Here is a 19,967-nt window from a genome sequence, read left to right on the forward strand (position 1 = left end):
TTAATATGCTCCTACTGTGGTAATGGAAAAGTGATTACTTGATTACGGCCATGTTGCTTTGCGTAATAAAGTGCTTTGTCGGCGCACTCAGTAAAAATTTGAGGGTTGCTAACATCATCAGCAATGCTGGTGTATACACCAGCGCTAATTGTAAATTGAATATCATTATTGGCAACCGTTACTGTACTGGCTGAGATAGCTGCTCGTATTTTTTCAGCTATGTCTTGTGCACCTTCGCTAGGGGTATTAGGTAATAGCACCACAAACTCTTCACCGCCATAACGAGCAACTTCATCGAGTGGTCGCTTTAAATGATCTTTTATAAGGTCAGATACAGCTTTAATAACTTGATCGCCAATTATGTGTCCGTATGTATCGTTAATGCTTTTGAATCGGTCTATATCAAGCATAACAATACTAAGCGGCGTTTGTTCTCGACGAGACCGACGAATCTCCATTATTAGCTTTTTATCAAAAAAGCGTCTGTTTTTTATTCCGGTTAAAGCGTCTTCGGTATTGAGTAACTCAAGTGAGCGGTTTTTTTCTTCAAGTTCTCTGAGTGTAACTTGCAATTCAAAGGTGCGTTCGTCGACTTGTGATTCGAGTTCTTGGCGTGTTTTTTCTTGTAACTTTAAGCGCTCTTTAAGTAGCGTATCTTGAGCTGCATTTTCAGCAATCAAGGTTTGCTGAGCAATTACTTCTTCATCACGTTGCAAAATAAATAACTTCATTACACTGTAGCATAGACAAAATGTGCAGCTAAAAAAGCATGTAAATACAAATGCTAATGTACTTCTGTCAAAGGCGTATAGCCCTATTACTGCAACAATAAAATAAAGCATCACCACCAAGAAAAAAACTAATACGAGCAGTAGCGCTTTATTAGGTTTAGAAGGTGATAAACGTATGCACATAAGTGTAGTTGCAATATAAAAGCCTAAAACGATTGGGATAGTAGTTAAGCAAAATAGTGTCACTATATGGGTTGGAAATAGCCAAATAAACAATAACGAGACACCTAATGCGTTAACTATCACTTTTTGAACCGTTAGTAAAAAAGAGGGCTTTGGATGGCAAATTTGCTTTTGTAAAGGCAAAAACATTAAAGCAATAAGCATAAGCAATATAGGGATCATAACTTGCTGTAACGCTGGCAAATTAGGGTGAATATATTTTAGGCCAAAGCCACAAATGTAGGCTAATAAACTACCTAATGTGAGGGTAATTAAACCAGCATAAACAAAATAACGTTTGCGTGAAAAACTATATAAAACTAAGCAACTCACGCCTAAAGAAAATATAAAACCAATCAATAAGCCATAGAGTAAATTAAGTTTACCTTTATGTGCCAAATAAGCTTCTGGTTGCCACAGCGTTAAAGGGACTCGCAAGCCGGAGCTATTCGTCACTCTCATAATAATAATGGTTTCGCTATTTGCAGGGCTAATTAGTTTAACTAATAAAGATTCACTCTTAATCGCACGTTTATCAAGGGGGTATGCATCGCCAATTTGGGTGTGAGAAATTAATTGCGAGTTATGTAACTGATATACTTGAACGTCGTTTAGCAGAGGGTTGTTTAGTGACAACAGTTGTTCGGTATTATAACTAAGCGTGTTTTTTATTTTAAATTTCATCCATACAGAACGCTGCTCAAGACCTAGGTTAAGAGGTTTACCTGTGTTTTTTTGCCACTGTATATGGCTACTTTGTTGTGCATCTAATAGCGAAGTTGGTTCAAAAGAGTAATGCAGGTTATTAATGTTTTGGGAGTTAAAATCATGTTTTATTATTACAGGGCTTGCGAAAGAGCAAAAAGTGCAAAGAAGCATCAATAAACTTAGTAATGCTTTTGCGCACGCCATTAGCAGCTCTTTAAACCAAAAACATTGTAAAAGTTTTCTGTAGTTTTGCGGGCCACAACTTCTTCATCTATTTGATAAAGTTGTGCAACCGTTTGACAGATATAAGGAAGCAGAGCGGGTTCATTTTTACGCGATTTAGGCTTTGGCTTAACTGTTCGTGGAATTAAAAATGGTGCATCAGTTTCTATTAATAATCGATCTAGAGGAATACTAGGCACTAGTTGTTGTAAATCTTTACCACGCCTTTCATCACATACCCAACCCGTTATACCAATATATAGACCTAAATCTAAATATTGTTTTAGAGCTGCTGAGTTACCTGTAAAGCAGTGGAGTACACCGCGAATATTAAACTCTTTTAAAATACTTAGCATGTCGTCACTTGCATCACGTTCATGTAAGTAAACAGGTAAATCTAATTTTTCGGCAAGTGCTAGGTGGCGTCTAAAAACACTACGCTGTACATCGCGAGGCGAAAAGTCACGGTTATAATCAAGGCCGCATTCACCAATCGCTATGACTTGCTTATTGTTTGCAAGTGCAGTTAATTGTGCTTCTAATTCATTCGTCGCCGATTTAGCATCATGTGGGTGGACACCCGCCGTAGAATATTGGAGATGTTTTATCGCAAGTTCAAGTGATTGCTGACTACTCGCAATATCACAACCTATAATAAGCATATTTGTAACACCGGCTTCGCTTGCACGGGTAATTACATCATAATGCTGGTCATCAAATTGATGATTAGTTAAGTTAACTCCAGCATCAATTAACGTATATGACATTACTTAGTACGTTTAACGCGAATAGAGCGGTTTTTACCGTCTTGTTTCAGTAAAAAGGAGTTGAATGCACCACGGCTGATTACAATTGTATCGTTTTCTTTTAAACGCATGCTGTCAGAGCCAATTTGACGCCATTGTTGGCCGTTATCTAGCGAAATAATTAACTCGCCATAAGCTGCTTCTTTCACTGAAGTAACCATAGCTTTAATTTCAGTCTCTTTTTCTACCTGTGATTCTTTGTGCTCTAAGCCAAAATCGTCAGCTTTTGCCTTTGCTTGAATTGGTGCAGCAACTACGACTTGAGGTACATTGTTAGCCGTTGGTGGAGTGAGTGTTTTTGTTATTGTTGGCTTTGTTAGTGATTTACCAGCAATTGTATTGTCATAGCAAAGTAATCGGTTAAAGTCATTTTCAATAAAGCTACATGCTTGCAGAGCCTGAGTATTAAATTCAGTTTGCGCAGCAAAAGTTGGCGCACTTAATAAAACCAATAGTGAGAGTAGTTGTTTTTTCATTTTATTCCTCAGATTCTTTTTGTGGTTTGGCGGTATAAAATTTTGCTAAAATTAAACCTAGTTCAAACAAAAGAAGCATCGGAAATGCTAATAATGTTTGTGATAAAACATCAGGCGGTGTTAAAAACATTGCCACTACAAATACACCCACCACGATATAAGGGCGCTTTTCTTTTAAGCTTTTTGTTGTTGTTGCGCCACTCCAGCATAGCAGCATAATAGCTACTGGAATTTCGAAAGCGACACCGAATGCAAAAAATAGTTTTAATACGAATCCTAAATAGCTAGCGATATCGGGTGCTAGAGTCATCATTTCGGGACCTGTACTTGTAAAAAAACCTAATATAATTGGTAGTACTGCAAAGTAGCAAAAAGCGATACCCCCATAAAACAAGACAACGCTTGATATTAGTATAGGTATTAGCATTTTTTTTCATTTTGGTACAAGCCAGGAGCTATAAACCCCCAAATTTGATGAAGTATCCATGGAGTAGATAATAAAGCCGCAACAAAAAAAGTAAGCATCATAGGGACTATAAAAGGGTCACTCACATTTATAGCTATCATGGTCGCGCCATTAGGTAAATGAACCACTAATGGTGCAGCTATAAGTTCGTAAATATTATCTTTAAAATAAAACAGCGCGATAAAAAATAATAAAATGCTCAATAGCGCTTTTATCAGTCGATCACGTAACTCAATTAAATGAGATACAAACCCCGATTTTACTTCCTCAACCATTATTTTTTATACCATGTAGTGAGTTGACCACAAAGTGAGAGATAAATTTCACTTTTTTTCATCAAGTTGTTGGTTATTTGATGTATCAGGTTGTGTTTTTTTGTAGCTGTGAGTAACTGACTCAGCCGCTTTTTGTAGCTCCGTTAATGAACTTTGTAGCTCAGGGCTTAAGTCTTTTAGTTCTTGTTGTTCTGCTTTTTTAAGGTTTTCGTGAAGTTCATGAATACGCAGTTCTTCACTTACTTCGGCTTTTACCGAGTTGGCAAGTGATTTAGCGGTTTTAACCCATTTACTCACTGTTCTAATAGCAACAGGTAAGCGCTCAGGGCCGAGCACCACTAAGCCAACAATAAAAACAACAACAAGTTCCCACATTCCCATACTAATTAAACCTTATTGCTATCTTTGTTTTTTTCAGTATTGGTTGAGTCGTCAACGGTGCTTTTTTCTGATTGTTGAATTTGCTCTGATTTTTCTTGCTCACTCGCTGTGTCGTCCGACATTGCTTTTTTGAAGCCTTTAACAGCGCCTCCAATATCACCACCCATACCGCGTAGTTTTTTTGTGCCGAAAAGTAAAACTATGATCGCTAAAACAATTAATAATTGCCAAATACTAATACCACCAAAACCCATGGTTTTCTCCAATATATAAAACGGTTAAATGTATATTTTAAATACTAATTATACGCCCAATAGCGCAAATAGCACTCAGTTTATGCGTTGCGCCATGCTGCAATAAAGCTAATAGCAGATAAGGCTATTGCAATGCTTGCAGCTACTAAATCGTGCTGTAAATAACAAAGTGTTGCCATAATCATTGTAGCACTACCAAATAAACTCAATATTAAAGGTTTATGAGATACCTTTTGTTCTTGAGGTTGATGAGCGTGTGGTGCACGCTTTAAATTTTGGTAAATTAGATCAGGTAACTCAGGCATTTTTTCAGCCCAAAATGGCAAGTTAGCATACATTTGCTTCAGTACTGATAGCGGTCCAACTTGCTGCTTCACCCAATCTTCTAAAAAGGGTTTGGCTGTTTTCCATAAGTCGAGTTGCGGGTAAAGCTGACGCCCTAATCCTTCAACGTATAATAAGGTTTTTTGTAGCAATACTAATTGCGGTTGTACTTGCATGTTAAAACGACGTGCAGTATTAAATAGATTTACGAGCACGTGACCAAATGAAATTTCAGCCAAAGGTTTATTAAATATAGGCTCGCAAACTGTGCGAATCGCAAATTCAAATTCTTCAATGCTAGTATCTGGTGGTACCCAACCAGAATCTACGTGTAGCTGTGCAACTTGGCGATAATCACGATTAAAAAAGGCGATAAAGTTTTCAGCTAAATAGCGTTTATCTTCTTTGCTTAACGTACCAACTATACCGCAATCAATACCGATATACATTGGATTTTCAGGATGCTCGCGAGAGACGAATATATTACCAGGGTGCATGTCGGCATGAAAAAAGCTGTCTCTAAACACCTGCGTAAAAAACACTTCTACGCCGCGCTCAGCAAGTAATTTCATATTAGTGTCTTGCGCCAGTAATGCATCCGTATCAGACACCGGTATACCGTAAATACGCTCCATTACCAGCACATTGCTACGGCTGTAATCACTGTAAACTGCAGGGATATATAATGAATCAGAGCCTTCAAAATTGCGTTTTAGTTGAATCCCATTGGCACCTTCTCGCATTAAATCGAGCTCGTCTAGGAGTGTTTTTTTGTATTCTTTAACCACTTCAACGGGGCGTAGACGTTTTGATTCGTTATGGACTTTTGCAAGTACCTTAGCGAGCTTTTCCATTAACGCCAAGTCGGCATTAATTTGCTCGTAAATATTGGGTCTAATAACCTTAATTACTACATCTTGCTCAATGCTTTGCTCATCAATAAGCTTTGCTGTATGTACTTGCGCTATAGATGCAGAAGCTAGTGGAGTTTGTGAAAACTCACTAAACAACTCACTTATGTCGTTAATTTCTAGCGCTTTTTCTATAATTTTTTGTGCAAGTGCGCCTTCAAATGGCTGAACTTGATCTTGTAAAAACGCAAGCTCTAAAGCGATATCATGAGGGAGTAAGTCACGACGAGTTGAGAGCATTTGGCCAAATTTAATCCAAACAGGACCAAGCTCTTGTAGTGCCAAACGTAAGCGTAGCCCTGCAGGTTTTTCTTTGTGCTGATTACGCAGCCAAAACAAACTGCCACGAGCTACTCTACCAAACCAAGGGATCTTATGTTTTGGAATTAGCTCGTCTAACCCATAGCTAAGTAATGTTTTGGTGATGTTATACAAACGTGCAGTCGACACAAAAAATCCTTAGCGGGTGTTTGAAGGTGAAAAAGAGTTTAACAAGGTATTTATACGCTGCTCAACAGCAGCGACTTGGCCTTTGAGTTCTCTATTTTTTTGTTTAAATTGCTCAAGTTCTAATGGGTGAATAGTAATTGCGAGCTCATCTTGGCATAAACTTGTAAGCATTGTACTTATTTTAGTGTTGGTTTTGCTGCTCTTTTGTTTTAGTTTTTTTAAGTGCAGATATAACTGCTGAGCGGGGGTATCGCCAATGTATCTAGAGAGCTGTTCAGGCCAATCAATATCAATGCCTGAAAACGCATTGCTATAAGTTTGCGCAATATTTAAATCGCCTTGTAAGTCGAGCTTATCTTGGCGAATTAACTGGGTAAGCATAGCTGGGTTTTTAAGCGCTAAAAGCGTGTCTATGTCTGCGCTGATCATACAATCTGCGTTTTCATTATTTTGAGCACTGTATAAGTGTAATTGCTCAGCGCTATAAACAAGTTGGATGCTTTGTTGCCAATCTCTTACTTCAACCACTAAGCGCTGATGTTTAACGGCGCTTAGCTTTTGAGATAATTGTGGGTCAAGGCTAAGTGCTTGATTTAGTACACGCTCAATAAGCGAAAGTACAAAATTAGGTAACATAAAAAATTCAGATGGCATTGCATCATTATTTTTTGTTATTTTCTCAAGCGCCATAACTGCTAGCCTTAATATTTAAAACCACGGTGCAGCGCAACAATTCCGCCTGTGAGGTTTTGGTATGTTGTTTGCTCAAAGCCTGCATCTTCCATCATCGCTTTTAGCGTGTCTTGATCTGGATGCATACGAATAGATTCAGCTAAATACTTATACGATTCACTGTCGTTAGCAACTAGCTTACCCATTGTAGGCAATAAATTAAATGAGTAAAAATCGTAAGCTTTACTAAGTACGTCATGCTCTGGTTTTGAAAACTCTAAAACAAGTAAACGACCACCTGGCTTTAAAATGCGGTACATAGAGCGTAATGCTTTGTCTTTATCGGTAACGTTACGTAAGCCAAAGGCAATAGTGATCACATCAAAGCTATTATCTGGGAACGGTAGCATTTCTGCATTCATTTGTACGTAGTCGATATTGCCCACTAATCCAAGATTATGCAGTTTTTCACGACCAACTTTAAGCATAGATGAGTTTATATCACCCAAAACAACTTGACCCGTTTCGCCCACTAATTGGCTAAACTTTGCCGTTAAGTCGCCAGTGCCGCCGGCTAAATCGAGTACATGATGGCCTTTACGAACACCTGAGCTTGCAATAGTTTGACGTTTCCATAAACGATGCACACCAAAAGACATTAAATCATTCATTACATCGTATTTTGCAGCTACTGAGTGAAATACATCAGCAACCATAGAAGCTTTATCGTTCTCGGCTACTGTTTTATAACCAAAATGCGTGGTCTTTTGTTCGGTTTCGTTCATGATTAATCTCTATCGTGACAATAGAGGTTAGTGTACTTTATTGTACACAGTAGGTGCAATTTGAATATGATTTATCAGGTAATTTATTGCCCTGCAGTGTAACTACTTTGACCTAATGACCGTGCTTTAAAAGCCGCATGAGATGCTTTTTTTGCTAACTGATTAAAATCATCTTCTTGTTGATGCTGAGCAATTCCTAGTGATAAGCCAATACTTGGTAGCTTGATACCTGTTTTTGAACTAACAAAGCGTAGCTTTTCGACCCCATTTCTTACTTTCTCGGCTATCACATTGGCCGTATCTGGGTCGATGTCGGCGAGCAAAACAGTAAATTGATCTTTAGCTGTGCGACCAGGTAAGCCACTTTGAAAAACATATTTTTGCACTTGCTTAGCAACTTTACTCAAAATGACTTCACCAATAATATCACCATAATTTTTAGTAAAGTGATCAAGGTTGTCTATTTGAATCGCTATTGCGCAAATAGATTTTTGTTGATTAGTCCACACTTGGGTTTGTTGCGTTAAATAATGGCGCTTATAAAGCCCTGTTTGGCTATCAATAATATGCTGTTTACGAAGTTGAGTTAGCTGCTTTTGTGTTTTTTCGTGTAGTTGTTTGGCTTTGCTTAGTTCTTGCTTAAATTGCTTATGTTGGTTGAGTAATTCGGCGGTTTGATTATGAAGAACTTCAAGCGCTTGACGGCTTTGTTCTATGTTGTTCTCATCTAGCGAATGTACGCATTCGCTCACTTGACCCGCAAAGCGAATTATTTGCTTTTCAGTAGCTTGAGAATTTTGAGAAAGTGAGTTTATAACACCATCAACATTTTGAATCATGTTGACTTGCGCTTTGTGGCCAGTATTTAAAAACTCAGAATGTAGTTGTTCAATTAAAACGCTATCTATATTGTCTTCAACAGCGATAGCACGGTCTAAAGCTTTATTTAGCTTGAGATTAGTTTGACTGGTATAAGCATAAATAACTTGATAATTCAGCGGCGTAGGTGGGAGCGTATAGCGCTCTAAAAAAACACACACTTTGGTCATTTTTTCTTGTGCAATAGCCATGGAATCATGGAACATCATTTTAAATACCAACTAAGTACGCATAAGTGCAAATTTTAAAATATCTCATTCCATGAGGCGGTTATGCATCCCAGCTTTTTATTATTTTTATCTACAGTAATCTTTATAATCGCTATTTAAAAGGAAAAATGAGAGTTAGGGAACTTAAATTTTACTTTAGCGGCTCAATAGCTGTTTTTGTCATCAATTAAGCTTGTTTTTACTTCATTTAATGTATGTAACGTATTAATACACTTAGTATAAGTAGGGATTATTACTATGAGGTTGGTCTCATTTACTTGCTATTTATTTACCCTACGATAGCTTTATGAAATTAATAACACTGCTAAGTTACATTATAATGAATCATTTTTTAATTAAGCCACTTCGCCAATCTTTATTTGGTATCACGGTTTTGTGCTCATTAAGTGCATGCCAGATGACCATGCAAAATTCAGATCAACAATTTACTCAAGTAGCGCAAAGTATTGTTGATTATAGAGAAAGCATTAACCCTTACGATAGTGTAGGTGGTGTTGAAGGTTATTTATTACCAAATTTATCCCCTGAATTTTTAGCGCAAGAATATAAAAATAAAACGCAATTACTTGCTGAATTAGACACTATTAATATTGAAAAGCTAAGCGACGAAAATCAAATTAACTTCGATATTATTCGAGCTCAAGTACAAAACAGTGTCGATGAATATGTATTTAATGCGCACTATATGCCGCTCACCTCTGAATATGGGTTTCATTCTGGTTTGTCGTACATAATAAATAGTTCTCAATATAAAAACCCGGAAGACTACCAAGTGTATCTTGCACGATTGGCGCAAGTTCCACGCTTTTTTGAGCAAAACATGTATTGGATGAAAAAAGGGCTTGAGACAGGGCTTACTCAACCTAAAGCTGTATTGGAAGGTTATGAAGATTCAATTAATGCCTACATTGTTGACGATGTAACTACGTCTGAATTTTATAAACCATTTTTAACTAACACAGCGGGTTTAAGTGAAAGTGAATTTAAAGCACTACAACAAAAAGCTAAAAATATTATAAAAGAAGAGGTTATAAAATCTTATAAAGATTATTTAGCGTTTTTTACGCAGCAATATCGACCTGGTGCACGTACAAGTATTGGTATATCAGATACACCTAATGGCGAAGCGTTTTATAAAAATAGAGCTAAGTATTACACCACTACCGATATGACACCTAAAGAGATTCACGAACTTGGCTTAAAAGAAGTTGCGCGAATTCGTAGTGAAATGGAAAGCGTAATAGCAGAGGTAGGTTTTAAAGGCACGTTTGCCGAATTTATCCACTTTTTACGCACTGATCCACAATTTTACGCCACAACACCAGAGCAACTTTTAAAAGAAGCATCTTATATTGCTAAAAAAATGGATGCACAACTGCCTAAGTTATTTCATACCTTACCACGCAAACCTTATGGTGTAGCACCTGTACCGGCCAGTATTGCACCTAAATACACAACCGGTCGATATTCAGGCTCTAATCGAGATGATGAAGCAGGGTATTATTGGGTAAATACTTACGCTTTAGATAAGCGCCCTTTGTATGTTTTAGAAGCATTAACGCTGCACGAAGCAGTGCCAGGTCATCATTTACAGATATCACTTAATGCAGAGCTTGAAAATCTGCCGAGCTATCGTCGTGATGCTTACCTCTCGGCATTTGGCGAAGGTTGGGGGCTTTACTCTGAATATTTAGGTTTAGAAGCCGGCTTTTATCAAGACCCATATAGCCGTTTTGGTCGTTTAACGTATGAAATGTGGCGAGCAGCGCGTTTAGTTGTTGATACAGGTATGCATATGTATGGCTGGAGTCGCGAGCGTGCCATGAACTTTATGAGTGAAAATACAGCGCTTTCGTTGCATAACGTTAAAACAGAAACCGATCGTTATATAACATGGCCTGCACAGGCGCTTTCGTACAAAATAGGTGAGCTTACTATTAAGCGTTTACGCATTGAAGCAGAGCAAGCGCTAGGAAAAAGCTTTGATATTCGTGAATTTCATCATCAAATATTACGCCATGGTTCAGTGCCTTTATCGGTACTTGAAACACAAGTGCGTTTATATATAAAAGCAGAGTTAGCTAAACAACAGAATTAGATATTAAGGCAGTTAAAGCCTTGAACAAATAAAAGTGTTATGTCATTTTGGTGGTATAGCACTTTTTTATTTTAAAAACAGTCATCAAGGGGCCTTGGGTGAGTAATTTTATAATGTTTAGTATTGATGTATTTGCAAGTATGTTTATTGTTGTTTTAGGGTTGTTGGTTTTAATCGTTGTCGTTTTTTATATTCGAGATGTAACACAAACTAAGCATGCTATTAGACGTAATTACCCTGTTATTGGTCGCTTTCGATATTTTTTTGAACGCCAAGGTGAGTTTTTTAGACAGTACTTTTTTGCTCAAGATAGAGAAGAAATGCCATTTAACCGCGCTGAGCGTAGTTGGGTTTATCGTGCAGCAAAAGATGTTGACCGTACGGCTGCATTTGGCTCTACACAAAGCTTAGAAGTAACAGGTACGGTTATGTTTATGAACTGTGCATTTCCTACTTTAGATGAAGAAGCGCTCGACCCGAGTAATGTTACTTTGGGTCCATACTGTAAAACACCTTACACAACCAACTCGTTATTCAATGTATCTGGTATGAGTTTTGGTGCGCTTTCAAAGCCAGCTGTACGAGCCTTATCAAAAGGGGCAAAACTAGCGGGTTGTTGGATGAACACCGGTGAAGGGGGATTAAGTCCTTATCATTTAGAAGGTGGTGCCGATTTAGTGTTTCAGATTGGTACAGCTAAATATGGTGCACGAGACGAGCATGGAAATTTAAGTACCAAAAAGCTAAAAGAAATAGCGGCTCACGAACAAGTAAAAATGTTTGAACTTAAAATGAGCCAAGGTGCAAAACCAGGTAAAGGCGGTATGTTACCAGGGCGCAAAGTTAACGCCGAAATAGCTAAAATTAGGGGTATTCCAGAGGGACAAGATTCTATTAGCCCCAATGGTCATCCTGAAATTAAAAACCCAGCCGATATTCTCGATATGATTGCCACTGTACGTAACGCGACAGGTAAGCCTACAGGGTTCAAAGCGGTAATTGGTGCTTACGGATGGTTAGAAACGTTGTTCGCTGAAATAAATCACCGTGGTATAGAGTCAGCGCCTGACTTTATTACTATAGATAGTGCTGATGGTGGGACGGGCGCTGCACCACAACCTCTTATGGACTCAGTGGGTTTACCACTTCGTGAAAGTTTACCGCTTGTAGTTAATATGCTTGAAAAACATGGGCTGCGAGATCGTATTAAAATAATCGCCTCTGGTAAATTAATTGTTCCTTCAAAGGTGGCTTGGGCGTTAGCGTTGGGTGCTGATTTTGTTGTATCGGCTCGAGGGCATATGTTTGCACTGGGCTGTATTCAGGCAATGCAATGTAATAAAGATACCTGTCCGACGGGTATCACTACGCATAACGAGCGTTTGCAACGCGGCTTAAATGTAGCTGATAAAGCGCAACGAGTAGCTAACTATAATAAATACATTCATTACGGAGCTGGGCTAATAGCCCATTCTTGTGGTGTGACTAGTGCACGCGAATTAAAACGTGAACATGTACGTATAGTGCAAGAAAGTGGTTTATCAGAACCGCTCGATAAAATTTACGAAAACTACAAGTAAGTTTTTAACTAACTAAAAAAGGCGCTAATAGCGCCTTTTTTAGTGTTTTTTAGTTTAATTGGCTTATTAATAAACTAAAAAATGCTTCTTTGTTGTTGCACGTGTGGGCATTCAAAATAAGTTGCTCGCCTAGTGCTAATGTTTGTTTTTGCACTATAAGACGCGCCTTATCATCACCAATACTATCTATATCGGTTACATGTGCAAGCCCTATGGTGCGCCTAATTAACTCAGCACCACAGTAACCAATGGCGTCTTGTAGAACCCCTTTTATAAAGTATTCACCGTAGCCTGTAACCTTTAGCGCATTATCAGTAGTGTGCTCATTTATAAGCGTAAGCCAATGCTGTTCAAATAAGGTATAGCATTCAACAAGGGTGCTTAATAAGTGGGTTTGGTAATTACGACGAGCCACAAAATCTTCAATATGCCCGTATTGTGCGCAGTAATTTAAAAGTAAATTGCCAATAAAAGAGCCAATATCGAATCCAGCAGGACCAAAAAAACCAAACTCAGGATCGATCATCTTTGTATTATTACAATCAACAAAAATACTGCCGCTATGCATATCACCATGGAGTAATGTTTGCGGGTTAGATAAAAAATTAGCTTTTAATTTTGCTATTTCTAACTTTAATGCGCTGTTTTTGTGTATTGCATCAACTTCGCTTTGTAGTTGCTTTGGGTAGTTATTGCGTTCGTGCTCAATGTACGGATCGCTAAAAAATAAGTCTTCAGTGATTTGGCAAAGCTCAGGATTAGTGAATTGGCTAACGAGTGCTTTTTTAGTTTGTGCGGTTAAATAATAATCTGAATTATAAAAACCAGTATGGCTTAAGTAGGTCGCTACGTGCTGCGCCAATTTAGGAAATTGCTCAGCATTATTTTGTGCAGTTCGCAGTATTTGTAAATTACCTAAATCTTCTAAAATAGTCAGTGCTTGCATTCCACTATAATGTAAAACCTTAGCAGTATAAGTTGGGCAAATAGCGCCGTGATTAAGCAAAACTTGTGCTTCTATACGAGCTCTATCAAGCGTTAGTGGCCACGACTCACCCACGCAACGCGCATAAGGCAGAGCTTGCTTTAAAATAACACTATTGTTTTGCTCATCAGTAATTCTAAATACTAAATTAAGATTGCCATCACCAAACTCATATGCCGATAAGGCTTGTCCGGGAGCAAAAAAATTACATTGTTTAGATTCAATTAATGTCGATACATAATCGATAGCGCGCTGTGCATTAAAAGCAACATAGTTAGTCATGGTTTAAATCTCAAAAATCAGCTTTTAAACATTCTATACCTTTAAACGTTTAGATGTCTACAAGTCCAACTTGAGAGTTATTCAAAGTGGTGTAAAATAACGTTACGCATTTTTAATACCTTAAGCATTATGCAAAATTTAATCGCAAGCAGTGTAAAATACGAAAACGGGTCGCTTAGTGTGCTCGACCAATATTTACTACCTCACCAGCAGGTATGGCATCAATGCCATGATGTAGAAACCATGAAAGAGCTGATCATTAGTTTAAAAGTACGTGGAGCTCCACTTATTGGTTTAAGCGCGAGCTTGTTAGTGGCGTATTTAGCTGAGCAAGGGGTAGTTAAAAGTGAGCTTGAAAAAGCAATCAATGAGCTAGAAGCCACTCGCCCAACGGCGGTTAATTTAATGCATTGTATGGCTGCATTGCGTAAAGCTTTAACGCAATGCGATTATGTTACCGGTATTGTTACCACAGCCGAGCGGTTGTTTATTGAAGATATTGAGCTGTGTGAGCGAATGGCAAGCCGTGGCGCCGAACTTATAAATAGTGGCGACAACATATTAACTCATTGCAATACAGGGGCGCTTGCAACCGCTGGTATTGGTACTGCACTAGGTGTTATCTATAAAGCGCAGCAAAAGCATAGCAACATACATGTGTGGGTTGATGAAACACGACCATTATTACAAGGCGGTCGCTTAACTGCCTTTGAGCTTGAGCGCTGGAAAATACCTTACACATTAATTTGCGATAATATGGCGGCGAGTTTAATGGCTGCAGGTAAGGTGGATAAAATAGTGGTAGGGGCTGATCGCATTGCTGCCAATGGTGATTTTGCTAATAAAGTGGGTACTTATAATTTAGCCGTACTAGCGCATTTTCATAACATTCCATTTTATGTAGTTGCGCCTATTACCACGCTTGATACCAACACCGCGTGTGGTAATGATATAGAAATAGAGCAACGTAATCCTCAAGAAGTGCGCGGAGTTAGCGGTAGCTTTGGTGAGGCTTTATGGGCGCCCACTAATGCTAATGTGTATAACCCTGCATTTGATATAACGCCGGCAAAACTGGTCACAGGGTGGGTGTTAGATACGGGTGTGTATAACCAGCAACAAGTATTAATGGGTAAACTTAAAGAGCTAACTCAATAATATGCGACTGAATTCTGAAAGAAACTCAGAGGTACTATTTAGGTAGTTGGGGTAGGCTTTTTCTATTGATTTCAAGTCGCTCCCTGCTACCAGAAGCACGTTATTGTGAGTTTGTTTTTCTTGTTCGGCGTAATGTGTTAGAGCTTCTTGCTTTTTATTCTCTGCATATAAAAAGACTCGACCCATTTGTGTTTCTGTGTTGTGAACGAGTAAAGCAAAGCCTGTATCTTTCGATTTATTTTTAATTTCGTCAACTTGGAATGCGCGATTAAATGCATCAAGCTTATGAAATGCGGCTAGCTTTTTATTTAGTGCCGAAAGCTCATCAACAAAGGCCTGCGATTGTTGTGAACTTAATTGATTTGAACCATCTTTGACTGCAAGAAACTCACCCATGATAAAAAATAATCGCTTCCAATCTGTGTCGGCTGCTTGGGGATTAGTTTTTAGTGTTTCTTTTTCAATAATATCTACAATTTCAACAGTAGTAGCCCAAAGGTGCTGAAGCCTAGTGCGCAACTGAACTTCAATTTGAAAGCCTTTATAATCGTGAGATTCTAAATTGTTATAACTTTTATAAACACGATGAATACCTCTGTAGCCCGTCGCTTTTGGGTTTTCAATATAATCATATGACTTAACGCTATGAACAGCTCTACTCGAGTCTAAACTGGCGTTGAGTTGATATAGATGCTCTAGATTATCTAAGATTACTCGGCAGCCACCTATATCGTGCATTCGCTTCAGATTTATTGCGTTTTCACTTTTACCATCTAACGAGGCTCTTTGTAACTTATCTATAATAGTTGGCAAGCGCTTTAAGCGTCTAACTATAGTCGCCGACTCTAGCAAATGAAGCTTTTTTACATGTTTCCATACGAGGTTTTTAATAATAGTCAGCGGATATAAATGTGCTGCACGATAGTTTTGTACAACCTCTATTGCAAAGTCAAAATCACCTTCATTTTTACGAAAAATACGACCAGCCTTTTCAACTTGCTTACGTGAGTAGGCTAGTTGTTGTTTAGACTTTTGATATTGTTCGTTCACCATTAGAAAGTTACTCTTTATCAGCTGCATTGCTAAAATAATATTACAGAGTTAAGTGATTGAAGTCATCCTGCAAATAGCATAAATACGCTTATAGAAAATATAGTTTAGGCATGCGTGCACTGAGCTTTATTAATCGAGCAAGGGAAATTGCTCTGCAATAGACGAGTCAGTGCTTTTTGCTACCCAGCCCTCTGTATTGTTAAATAAGCGAATGGCAGTAAACTCAGGGTCGCTTCCCATATCAAACCAATGTGGGGTAAGTTCAGGCACTGAAATTAAATCGCCTTGTTGGCAAAGTACCTGATAAACCTTATTGCCTAAATGTAGGCAAAATAACCCTTGGCCTTTTACAAAAAAACGTACTTCGTCTTCACTATGAGTATGTTCAAATAAAAACTTTTTGCGCAGCTCTGATGAGGCAGGATTACCTTTAGCTAGAGATATAACGTCTACTGTTTGATAGCCATTTTCAGTTTTTAACCGATCTATATCGTTTTTGTACGCACTAATAATTTGCTCATGGGTGGTGTGCTCATTAATATCTGCATTTGCTTGCCACTGTTCAAAACGTACGTTTACTTTAGCTAGTTGCTGTGCAATATCATCAGCATTTGATGTGCTTACAAGTGCTTTGTTTGCATCGTTGTCGGCATATATTGTTAATTGGCTCATACTAATTGCTCCAATTTAAATTGGCTAAAGTCATTAATATAAGGGTGTGCTTTAGTGCTTGCTTGCCCATCACGAATTAAATGTAGTGTTTTTAAGCCCGCAGCCTGCGCGGCATCAAGCTCGCCGGCTACATCACTTAAAAAGAGTATTTCTGCTGCTTTAAACGATAACAGATCAACAATAGTGTTATAGGCTGTTTGCTCTTGTTTTGCGCCAACTTTGGTGTCAAAAAAGTCAGTAAATAAGCTGCGAATGTCACCATAATCACTGTATTTAAAAAGTAGCTGCTGCGCTTTTACCGACCCTGATGAGTACACATATAAAGTAATATCGTTGTTGTGTTGAGCTTGTAAAAAATCAAATGCATCTGGGTATAAATGACCTTTAAAATCGCCGTGTTCATACCCTGTTTGCCAAATTAAGCCTTGTAACTGCTTAAGTGGAGTGATTTTTTTATCTTCATCAATCCAGGTAAGTAAAGTGCTAATGACTTCTTCTATATCGGCGTTTGGCTTTTCGATAAAGGCTTTTACGGCACTAATTTGCTCGGCTACATCTGGCTTATTAGCATTGGCACGTACAAAGGTAGGTAACTGTTTTGCCGCGTAAGGAAACAACACCTCTTTAACAAACGAGATGCGGGTTATTGTGCCTTCGATGTCGGTTAAAATAGCTTTAATCATCTAGTTACTCCCGCTTGAATACCTATTATTTTTAGGCGCTCTAGTTCGCAACTAAATAAAAACTCTAAGGCTTCTAGGTGGCGGCGAACTTCATCAATATTGCGCCCTACAGCATATAAGCCATGACCACGTATAAGTACGCCATGTTCTATAGGTGTATGTAAATGATGGTCACTGACCAGCAGGCTTAATCGGTCAATATCTTGATCGTTATCGAAAATAGGAATGCTCAGCGTTTCTAAATGCGAAGTAAAGCCGCTCAGTGCTTTTTGCATTTCATAGCCTGTTAAATCAAGCTGATGCCTTTGGGTAATTTGCGACAGTACGGTGGCGGCTACAGAATGAGTATGCAAAACAAACTGTGCATCAGGTATAAGCTGATACAAACTTAGGTGTAATTGTGTTTCTGCCGATGGCTTTACAGCTCCTGCTAGGCGCTCGCCTTGGTGATCTAATTGCAAAAAATGCGCTTGCGTCAGTGAGCCTTTATCGTGCCCACTTGCTGTAACAACAAAGCCAGTGCTAGTACGAGCTGAAAAGTTTCCACCTGTTGCGGGTACCCAGCCTTTTTGGCTAACCCATTTTCCGGCTTCAATAAGTTGTGAAATAGCGGTATTGTTTTGCATACATTCCTCACTAATGAGCGTAAAGTTAATTGTTTTTAGACGGCTATACTTCTGTTTTAAGCAATGATAGCATCGCTTTAAGCGCAAAACCATCATTAAGGGCATCACGTGTTTGAAAGTAAATTACCAAATTTAGGCGTTAGTATATTTAGCCAAATGAGCGGGTTGGCTAATGAGTTTTCGGCAATTAATCTCTCTCAAGGCTTTCCTGAGTTTGATGCTCCTGATCTTTTAAAAACGCAGTTAAATTATTATGTGCAGCAGGGCGTTAATCAATATTCACCTTCAAGTGGTGTACCACGATTACAGCAACAAATTGCTGATTTAGCAAAGCGCAAATATGCAGCTGATATAAACGCAGCTGATCAAGTTACTGTTACCTCAGGTGCAACAGAGGCATTGTTTGTGGCTATTCAAACAATTGTGCGCCCCAGTGATGAAGTGATTGTATTTGACCCTGCATATGACTCTTACCAACCGGCAATTGAACTCGCTGGTGGAAAGTCGGTACACATTGCTTTAAGTGCGCCAAATTACACTATTGATTGGCAAGTAGTAAGCCAAGCAATTACTAAAAATACCCGTGCAATTATTATTAATACGCCTCATAACCCAAGCGGTAAAATATTACAGCCACAAGATATAAAAGCGCTTAAAGAGTTAGTTAGTACTCACAATTTGTATGTAATAAGCGATGAGGTATATGAGCACATTACGTTTGATGAACAACCGCATTTAAGCGTATTACGCGATGATGAATTATTTGCCAAAAGCTTTGTTGTATCGAGTTTTGGTAAAACGTTTCACAGCACGGGCTGGAAAATGGGTTACTGTATTGCACCTGCAGATTTAGCTGTCGAATTTAGAAAAATTCATCAGTACGTTACGTTTTCAAGTTTTACCCCCGCACAGCATGCGCTTGGTGATATGCTCGAGCAGCAAGGCGAGCATATAGATGAGCTAAGTGGGTTTTATCAGCAAAAACGCGACTTATTAGCGAGTCATTTAAGTAACAGCCGTTTTAAAATTTTACCTAGCCAGGGCACTTACTTTTTATTGTTAGATTACAGCGATGTATCGGATTTAAACGATGTTGATTTTTGCCACTGGTTAGTTGAGCAAGCCGGTGTTGCGGCTATTCCGTTAAGTGTTTTTTATCAAAATCCACCAACCGACAAAGTAATTCGTTTATGCTTTGCTAAAAACGACAACACTCTCATAGAGGCTGCGCAAATATTATGTCAACTTTAACCATTACAGCATTGCAAAGCTCGCTTTATTGGCTTGATAAAGATGCTAATTTAGCCATGTTTAATAAGCAGCTTGAGGCAATTACGCATCGGCCCGATCTTATTTTACTGCCCGAAACATTCTCGACTGGCTTTGCTATTAATGTAGATTGTGCAGAGCCAGAAAACGGTAAAGTACTGACGTGGTTAAAGGCGCAGGCTCATAAACATAATGCGGTTATTGCAGGTTCGGTACTTGTTGCACAAGGTGATAAAAAAGCGAATCGGTTTTATTGGGTAAAGCCCGATGGAGAGGTGAGTTATTACGATAAACGCCATTTATTTCGCTTAGGCAGCGAGGGCGATTACGTTGTAGCAGGGCAAGCGCGCAAAATTTTTGAAATCAACGGCTTTAAACTATTACCGCAGGTATGTTACGACCTGCGCTTTCCGGTATTTCAACGTAATAATAACGACTACGATGTAATGATAAACGTAGCAAATTGGCCTGCTGTGCGCCGGCATATTTGGGATACGTTACTTATGGCGCGTGCAATGGAAAACCTGTGTTACGTAGTAGGCGTTAATCGTGTGGGTGACGACGGTAATGGTGTGGCGCACAATGGCGGTACCGCAGTATACGACTTCAAAGGCGATGCGTTAACTAAAGCGCAAGATGACGCAGAGCAACTAGTTACTATCACGCTTGAAAAATCGCCACTGGATGAGTTTAAAGCAGCGTTTCCTGCCTATTTAGATGCAGACCCTTTTACATTAATATAAACACGTTAATTTAGCGCAGAGCCAAT

At 38.7% G+C, this 19,967-nt stretch carries 19 protein-coding genes and 1 pseudogene; 5 read left to right on the plus strand and 15 right to left on the minus strand.

The annotated features are described in order from the left end of the window. Positions 1-11: 11 nt before the first annotated feature. The 10 genes and pseudogenes from I6F43_RS18330 to I6F43_RS18375 form a co-directional block, all read right to left on the minus strand. Positions 12-1,865: a sensor domain-containing diguanylate cyclase gene (locus I6F43_RS18330; protein ID WP_197103480.1), complete on the minus strand. Its 1,854-nt coding sequence runs from the start codon at positions 1,863-1,865 to the stop codon at positions 12-14. Beyond that, positions 1,865-2,650: a TatD family hydrolase gene (locus I6F43_RS18335; RefSeq protein ID WP_024593821.1), complete on the minus strand. Its 786-nt coding sequence runs from the start codon at positions 2,648-2,650 to the stop codon at positions 1,865-1,867. The genes I6F43_RS18330 and I6F43_RS18335 overlap by 1 nt, the downstream gene beginning before the upstream one ends. Then, positions 2,650-3,165, minus strand: coding sequence for a hypothetical protein (locus I6F43_RS18340; RefSeq protein WP_165722835.1), 516 nt, complete (start codon positions 3,163-3,165; stop codon positions 2,650-2,652). Before I6F43_RS18340 ends, I6F43_RS18335 begins: the two co-directional genes overlap by 1 nt. A 1-nt stretch (position 3,166) precedes the next feature. Further along, a pseudogene (gene tatC, locus I6F43_RS18345) lies at positions 3,167-3,906 on the minus strand (twin-arginine translocase subunit TatC). A 48-nt stretch (positions 3,907-3,954) separates the two neighbouring features. Beyond that, positions 3,955-4,287 carry a Sec-independent protein translocase protein TatB gene (tatB, locus tag I6F43_RS18350; RefSeq protein WP_010554869.1) on the minus strand — a complete coding sequence of 111 codons (333 nt, stop codon included), beginning with the start codon at positions 4,285-4,287 and terminating at the stop codon, positions 3,955-3,957. 5 nt (positions 4,288-4,292) lie between these two features. Then, positions 4,293-4,541 carry a Sec-independent protein translocase subunit TatA gene (gene tatA / locus I6F43_RS18355; protein WP_007579853.1) on the minus strand — a complete coding sequence of 83 codons (249 nt, stop codon included), beginning with the start codon at positions 4,539-4,541 and terminating at the stop codon, positions 4,293-4,295. Positions 4,542-4,621: 80 nt separating this feature from the next. Continuing rightward, entirely contained in the window at positions 4,622-6,226 is a 1,605-nt protein-coding gene (gene ubiB / locus I6F43_RS18360; protein WP_197103482.1) for a ubiquinone biosynthesis regulatory protein kinase UbiB, read from the minus strand. Between the two features lie 9 nt (positions 6,227-6,235). Beyond that, a complete protein-coding gene (locus tag I6F43_RS18365) occupies positions 6,236-6,916 on the minus strand; it encodes a ubiquinone biosynthesis accessory factor UbiJ (RefSeq protein WP_121953988.1) in 681 nt (226 codons plus the stop codon). An 11-nt stretch (positions 6,917-6,927) separates the two neighbouring features. Next, on the minus strand, positions 6,928-7,683 hold the full coding sequence (gene ubiE / locus I6F43_RS18370) for a bifunctional demethylmenaquinone methyltransferase/2-methoxy-6-polyprenyl-1,4-benzoquinol methylase UbiE (protein ID WP_024589468.1): 756 nt from the start codon (positions 7,681-7,683) through the stop codon (positions 6,928-6,930). 83 nt (positions 7,684-7,766) lie between these two features. Further along, positions 7,767-8,753: a GGDEF domain-containing protein gene (locus tag I6F43_RS18375; protein ID WP_007579862.1), complete on the minus strand. Its 987-nt coding sequence runs from the start codon at positions 8,751-8,753 to the stop codon at positions 7,767-7,769. Between the two features lie 358 nt (positions 8,754-9,111). Between I6F43_RS18375 and I6F43_RS18380 the strand changes: the two genes are divergently transcribed. Both I6F43_RS18380 and I6F43_RS18385 read left to right on the plus strand, forming a co-directional pair. Continuing rightward, positions 9,112-10,890, plus strand: a complete 1,779-nt coding sequence (locus I6F43_RS18380; protein ID WP_121953989.1) for a DUF885 domain-containing protein — start codon at positions 9,112-9,114, stop codon at positions 10,888-10,890. Between the two features lie 113 nt (positions 10,891-11,003). Then, positions 11,004-12,470: an FMN-binding glutamate synthase family protein gene (locus tag I6F43_RS18385; RefSeq protein WP_197103504.1), complete on the plus strand. Its 1,467-nt coding sequence runs from the start codon at positions 11,004-11,006 to the stop codon at positions 12,468-12,470. 49 nt (positions 12,471-12,519) lie between these two features. On the opposite strand, the gene mtnK is transcribed toward I6F43_RS18385, so the two are convergent. After that, complete coding sequence (mtnK, locus tag I6F43_RS18390; RefSeq protein ID WP_197103484.1) at positions 12,520-13,737, minus strand: S-methyl-5-thioribose kinase; 1,218 nt, start codon at positions 13,735-13,737, stop codon at positions 12,520-12,522. 129 nt (positions 13,738-13,866) lie between these two features. Here mtnK and mtnA point away from each other — a divergent pair, with 129 nt between their 5' ends. Next, the gene (gene mtnA / locus I6F43_RS18395; RefSeq protein ID WP_197103486.1) at positions 13,867-14,895 is read left to right on the plus strand and encodes an S-methyl-5-thioribose-1-phosphate isomerase; all 1,029 of its coding nucleotides are present in this window, start codon (positions 13,867-13,869) and stop codon (positions 14,893-14,895) included. Here the strand turns inward: mtnA and I6F43_RS18400 are convergent. From I6F43_RS18400 to I6F43_RS18415, 4 genes are all read right to left on the minus strand, one after another. Continuing rightward, positions 14,884-15,948 carry a RelA/SpoT domain-containing protein gene (locus I6F43_RS18400; RefSeq protein ID WP_007579871.1) on the minus strand — a complete coding sequence of 355 codons (1,065 nt, stop codon included), beginning with the start codon at positions 15,946-15,948 and terminating at the stop codon, positions 14,884-14,886. The two genes, mtnA and I6F43_RS18400, sit on opposite strands and share 12 nt — an antisense overlap. 129 nt (positions 15,949-16,077) lie before the next feature. After that, the gene (locus I6F43_RS18405; protein ID WP_024593812.1) at positions 16,078-16,620 is read right to left on the minus strand and encodes a 1,2-dihydroxy-3-keto-5-methylthiopentene dioxygenase; all 543 of its coding nucleotides are present in this window, start codon (positions 16,618-16,620) and stop codon (positions 16,078-16,080) included. After that, a complete protein-coding gene (mtnC, locus tag I6F43_RS18410; protein WP_197103488.1) occupies positions 16,617-17,303 on the minus strand; it encodes an acireductone synthase in 687 nt (228 codons plus the stop codon). The genes I6F43_RS18405 and mtnC overlap by 4 nt, the downstream gene beginning before the upstream one ends. Beyond that, the gene (locus I6F43_RS18415; protein ID WP_197103490.1) at positions 17,300-17,929 is read right to left on the minus strand and encodes a methylthioribulose 1-phosphate dehydratase; all 630 of its coding nucleotides are present in this window, start codon (positions 17,927-17,929) and stop codon (positions 17,300-17,302) included. Before I6F43_RS18415 ends, mtnC begins: the two co-directional genes overlap by 4 nt. Positions 17,930-18,037: 108 nt before the next feature. Here I6F43_RS18415 and I6F43_RS18420 point away from each other — a divergent pair, with 108 nt between their 5' ends. Both I6F43_RS18420 and I6F43_RS18425 read left to right on the plus strand, forming a co-directional pair. Continuing rightward, a complete protein-coding gene (locus I6F43_RS18420; protein WP_197103492.1) occupies positions 18,038-19,180 on the plus strand; it encodes a methionine aminotransferase in 1,143 nt (380 codons plus the stop codon). Continuing rightward, positions 19,168-19,941, plus strand: coding sequence for an amidohydrolase (locus I6F43_RS18425; protein ID WP_197103494.1), 774 nt, complete (start codon positions 19,168-19,170; stop codon positions 19,939-19,941). The genes I6F43_RS18420 and I6F43_RS18425 overlap by 13 nt, the downstream gene beginning before the upstream one ends. The last annotated feature ends 26 nt before the right edge of the window (positions 19,942-19,967 follow it).

The organism is Pseudoalteromonas sp. NZS71_1, assembly GCF_015864305.1.
In the GTDB taxonomy this organism is placed as follows: domain Bacteria; phylum Pseudomonadota; class Gammaproteobacteria; order Enterobacterales; family Alteromonadaceae; genus Pseudoalteromonas; species Pseudoalteromonas arctica.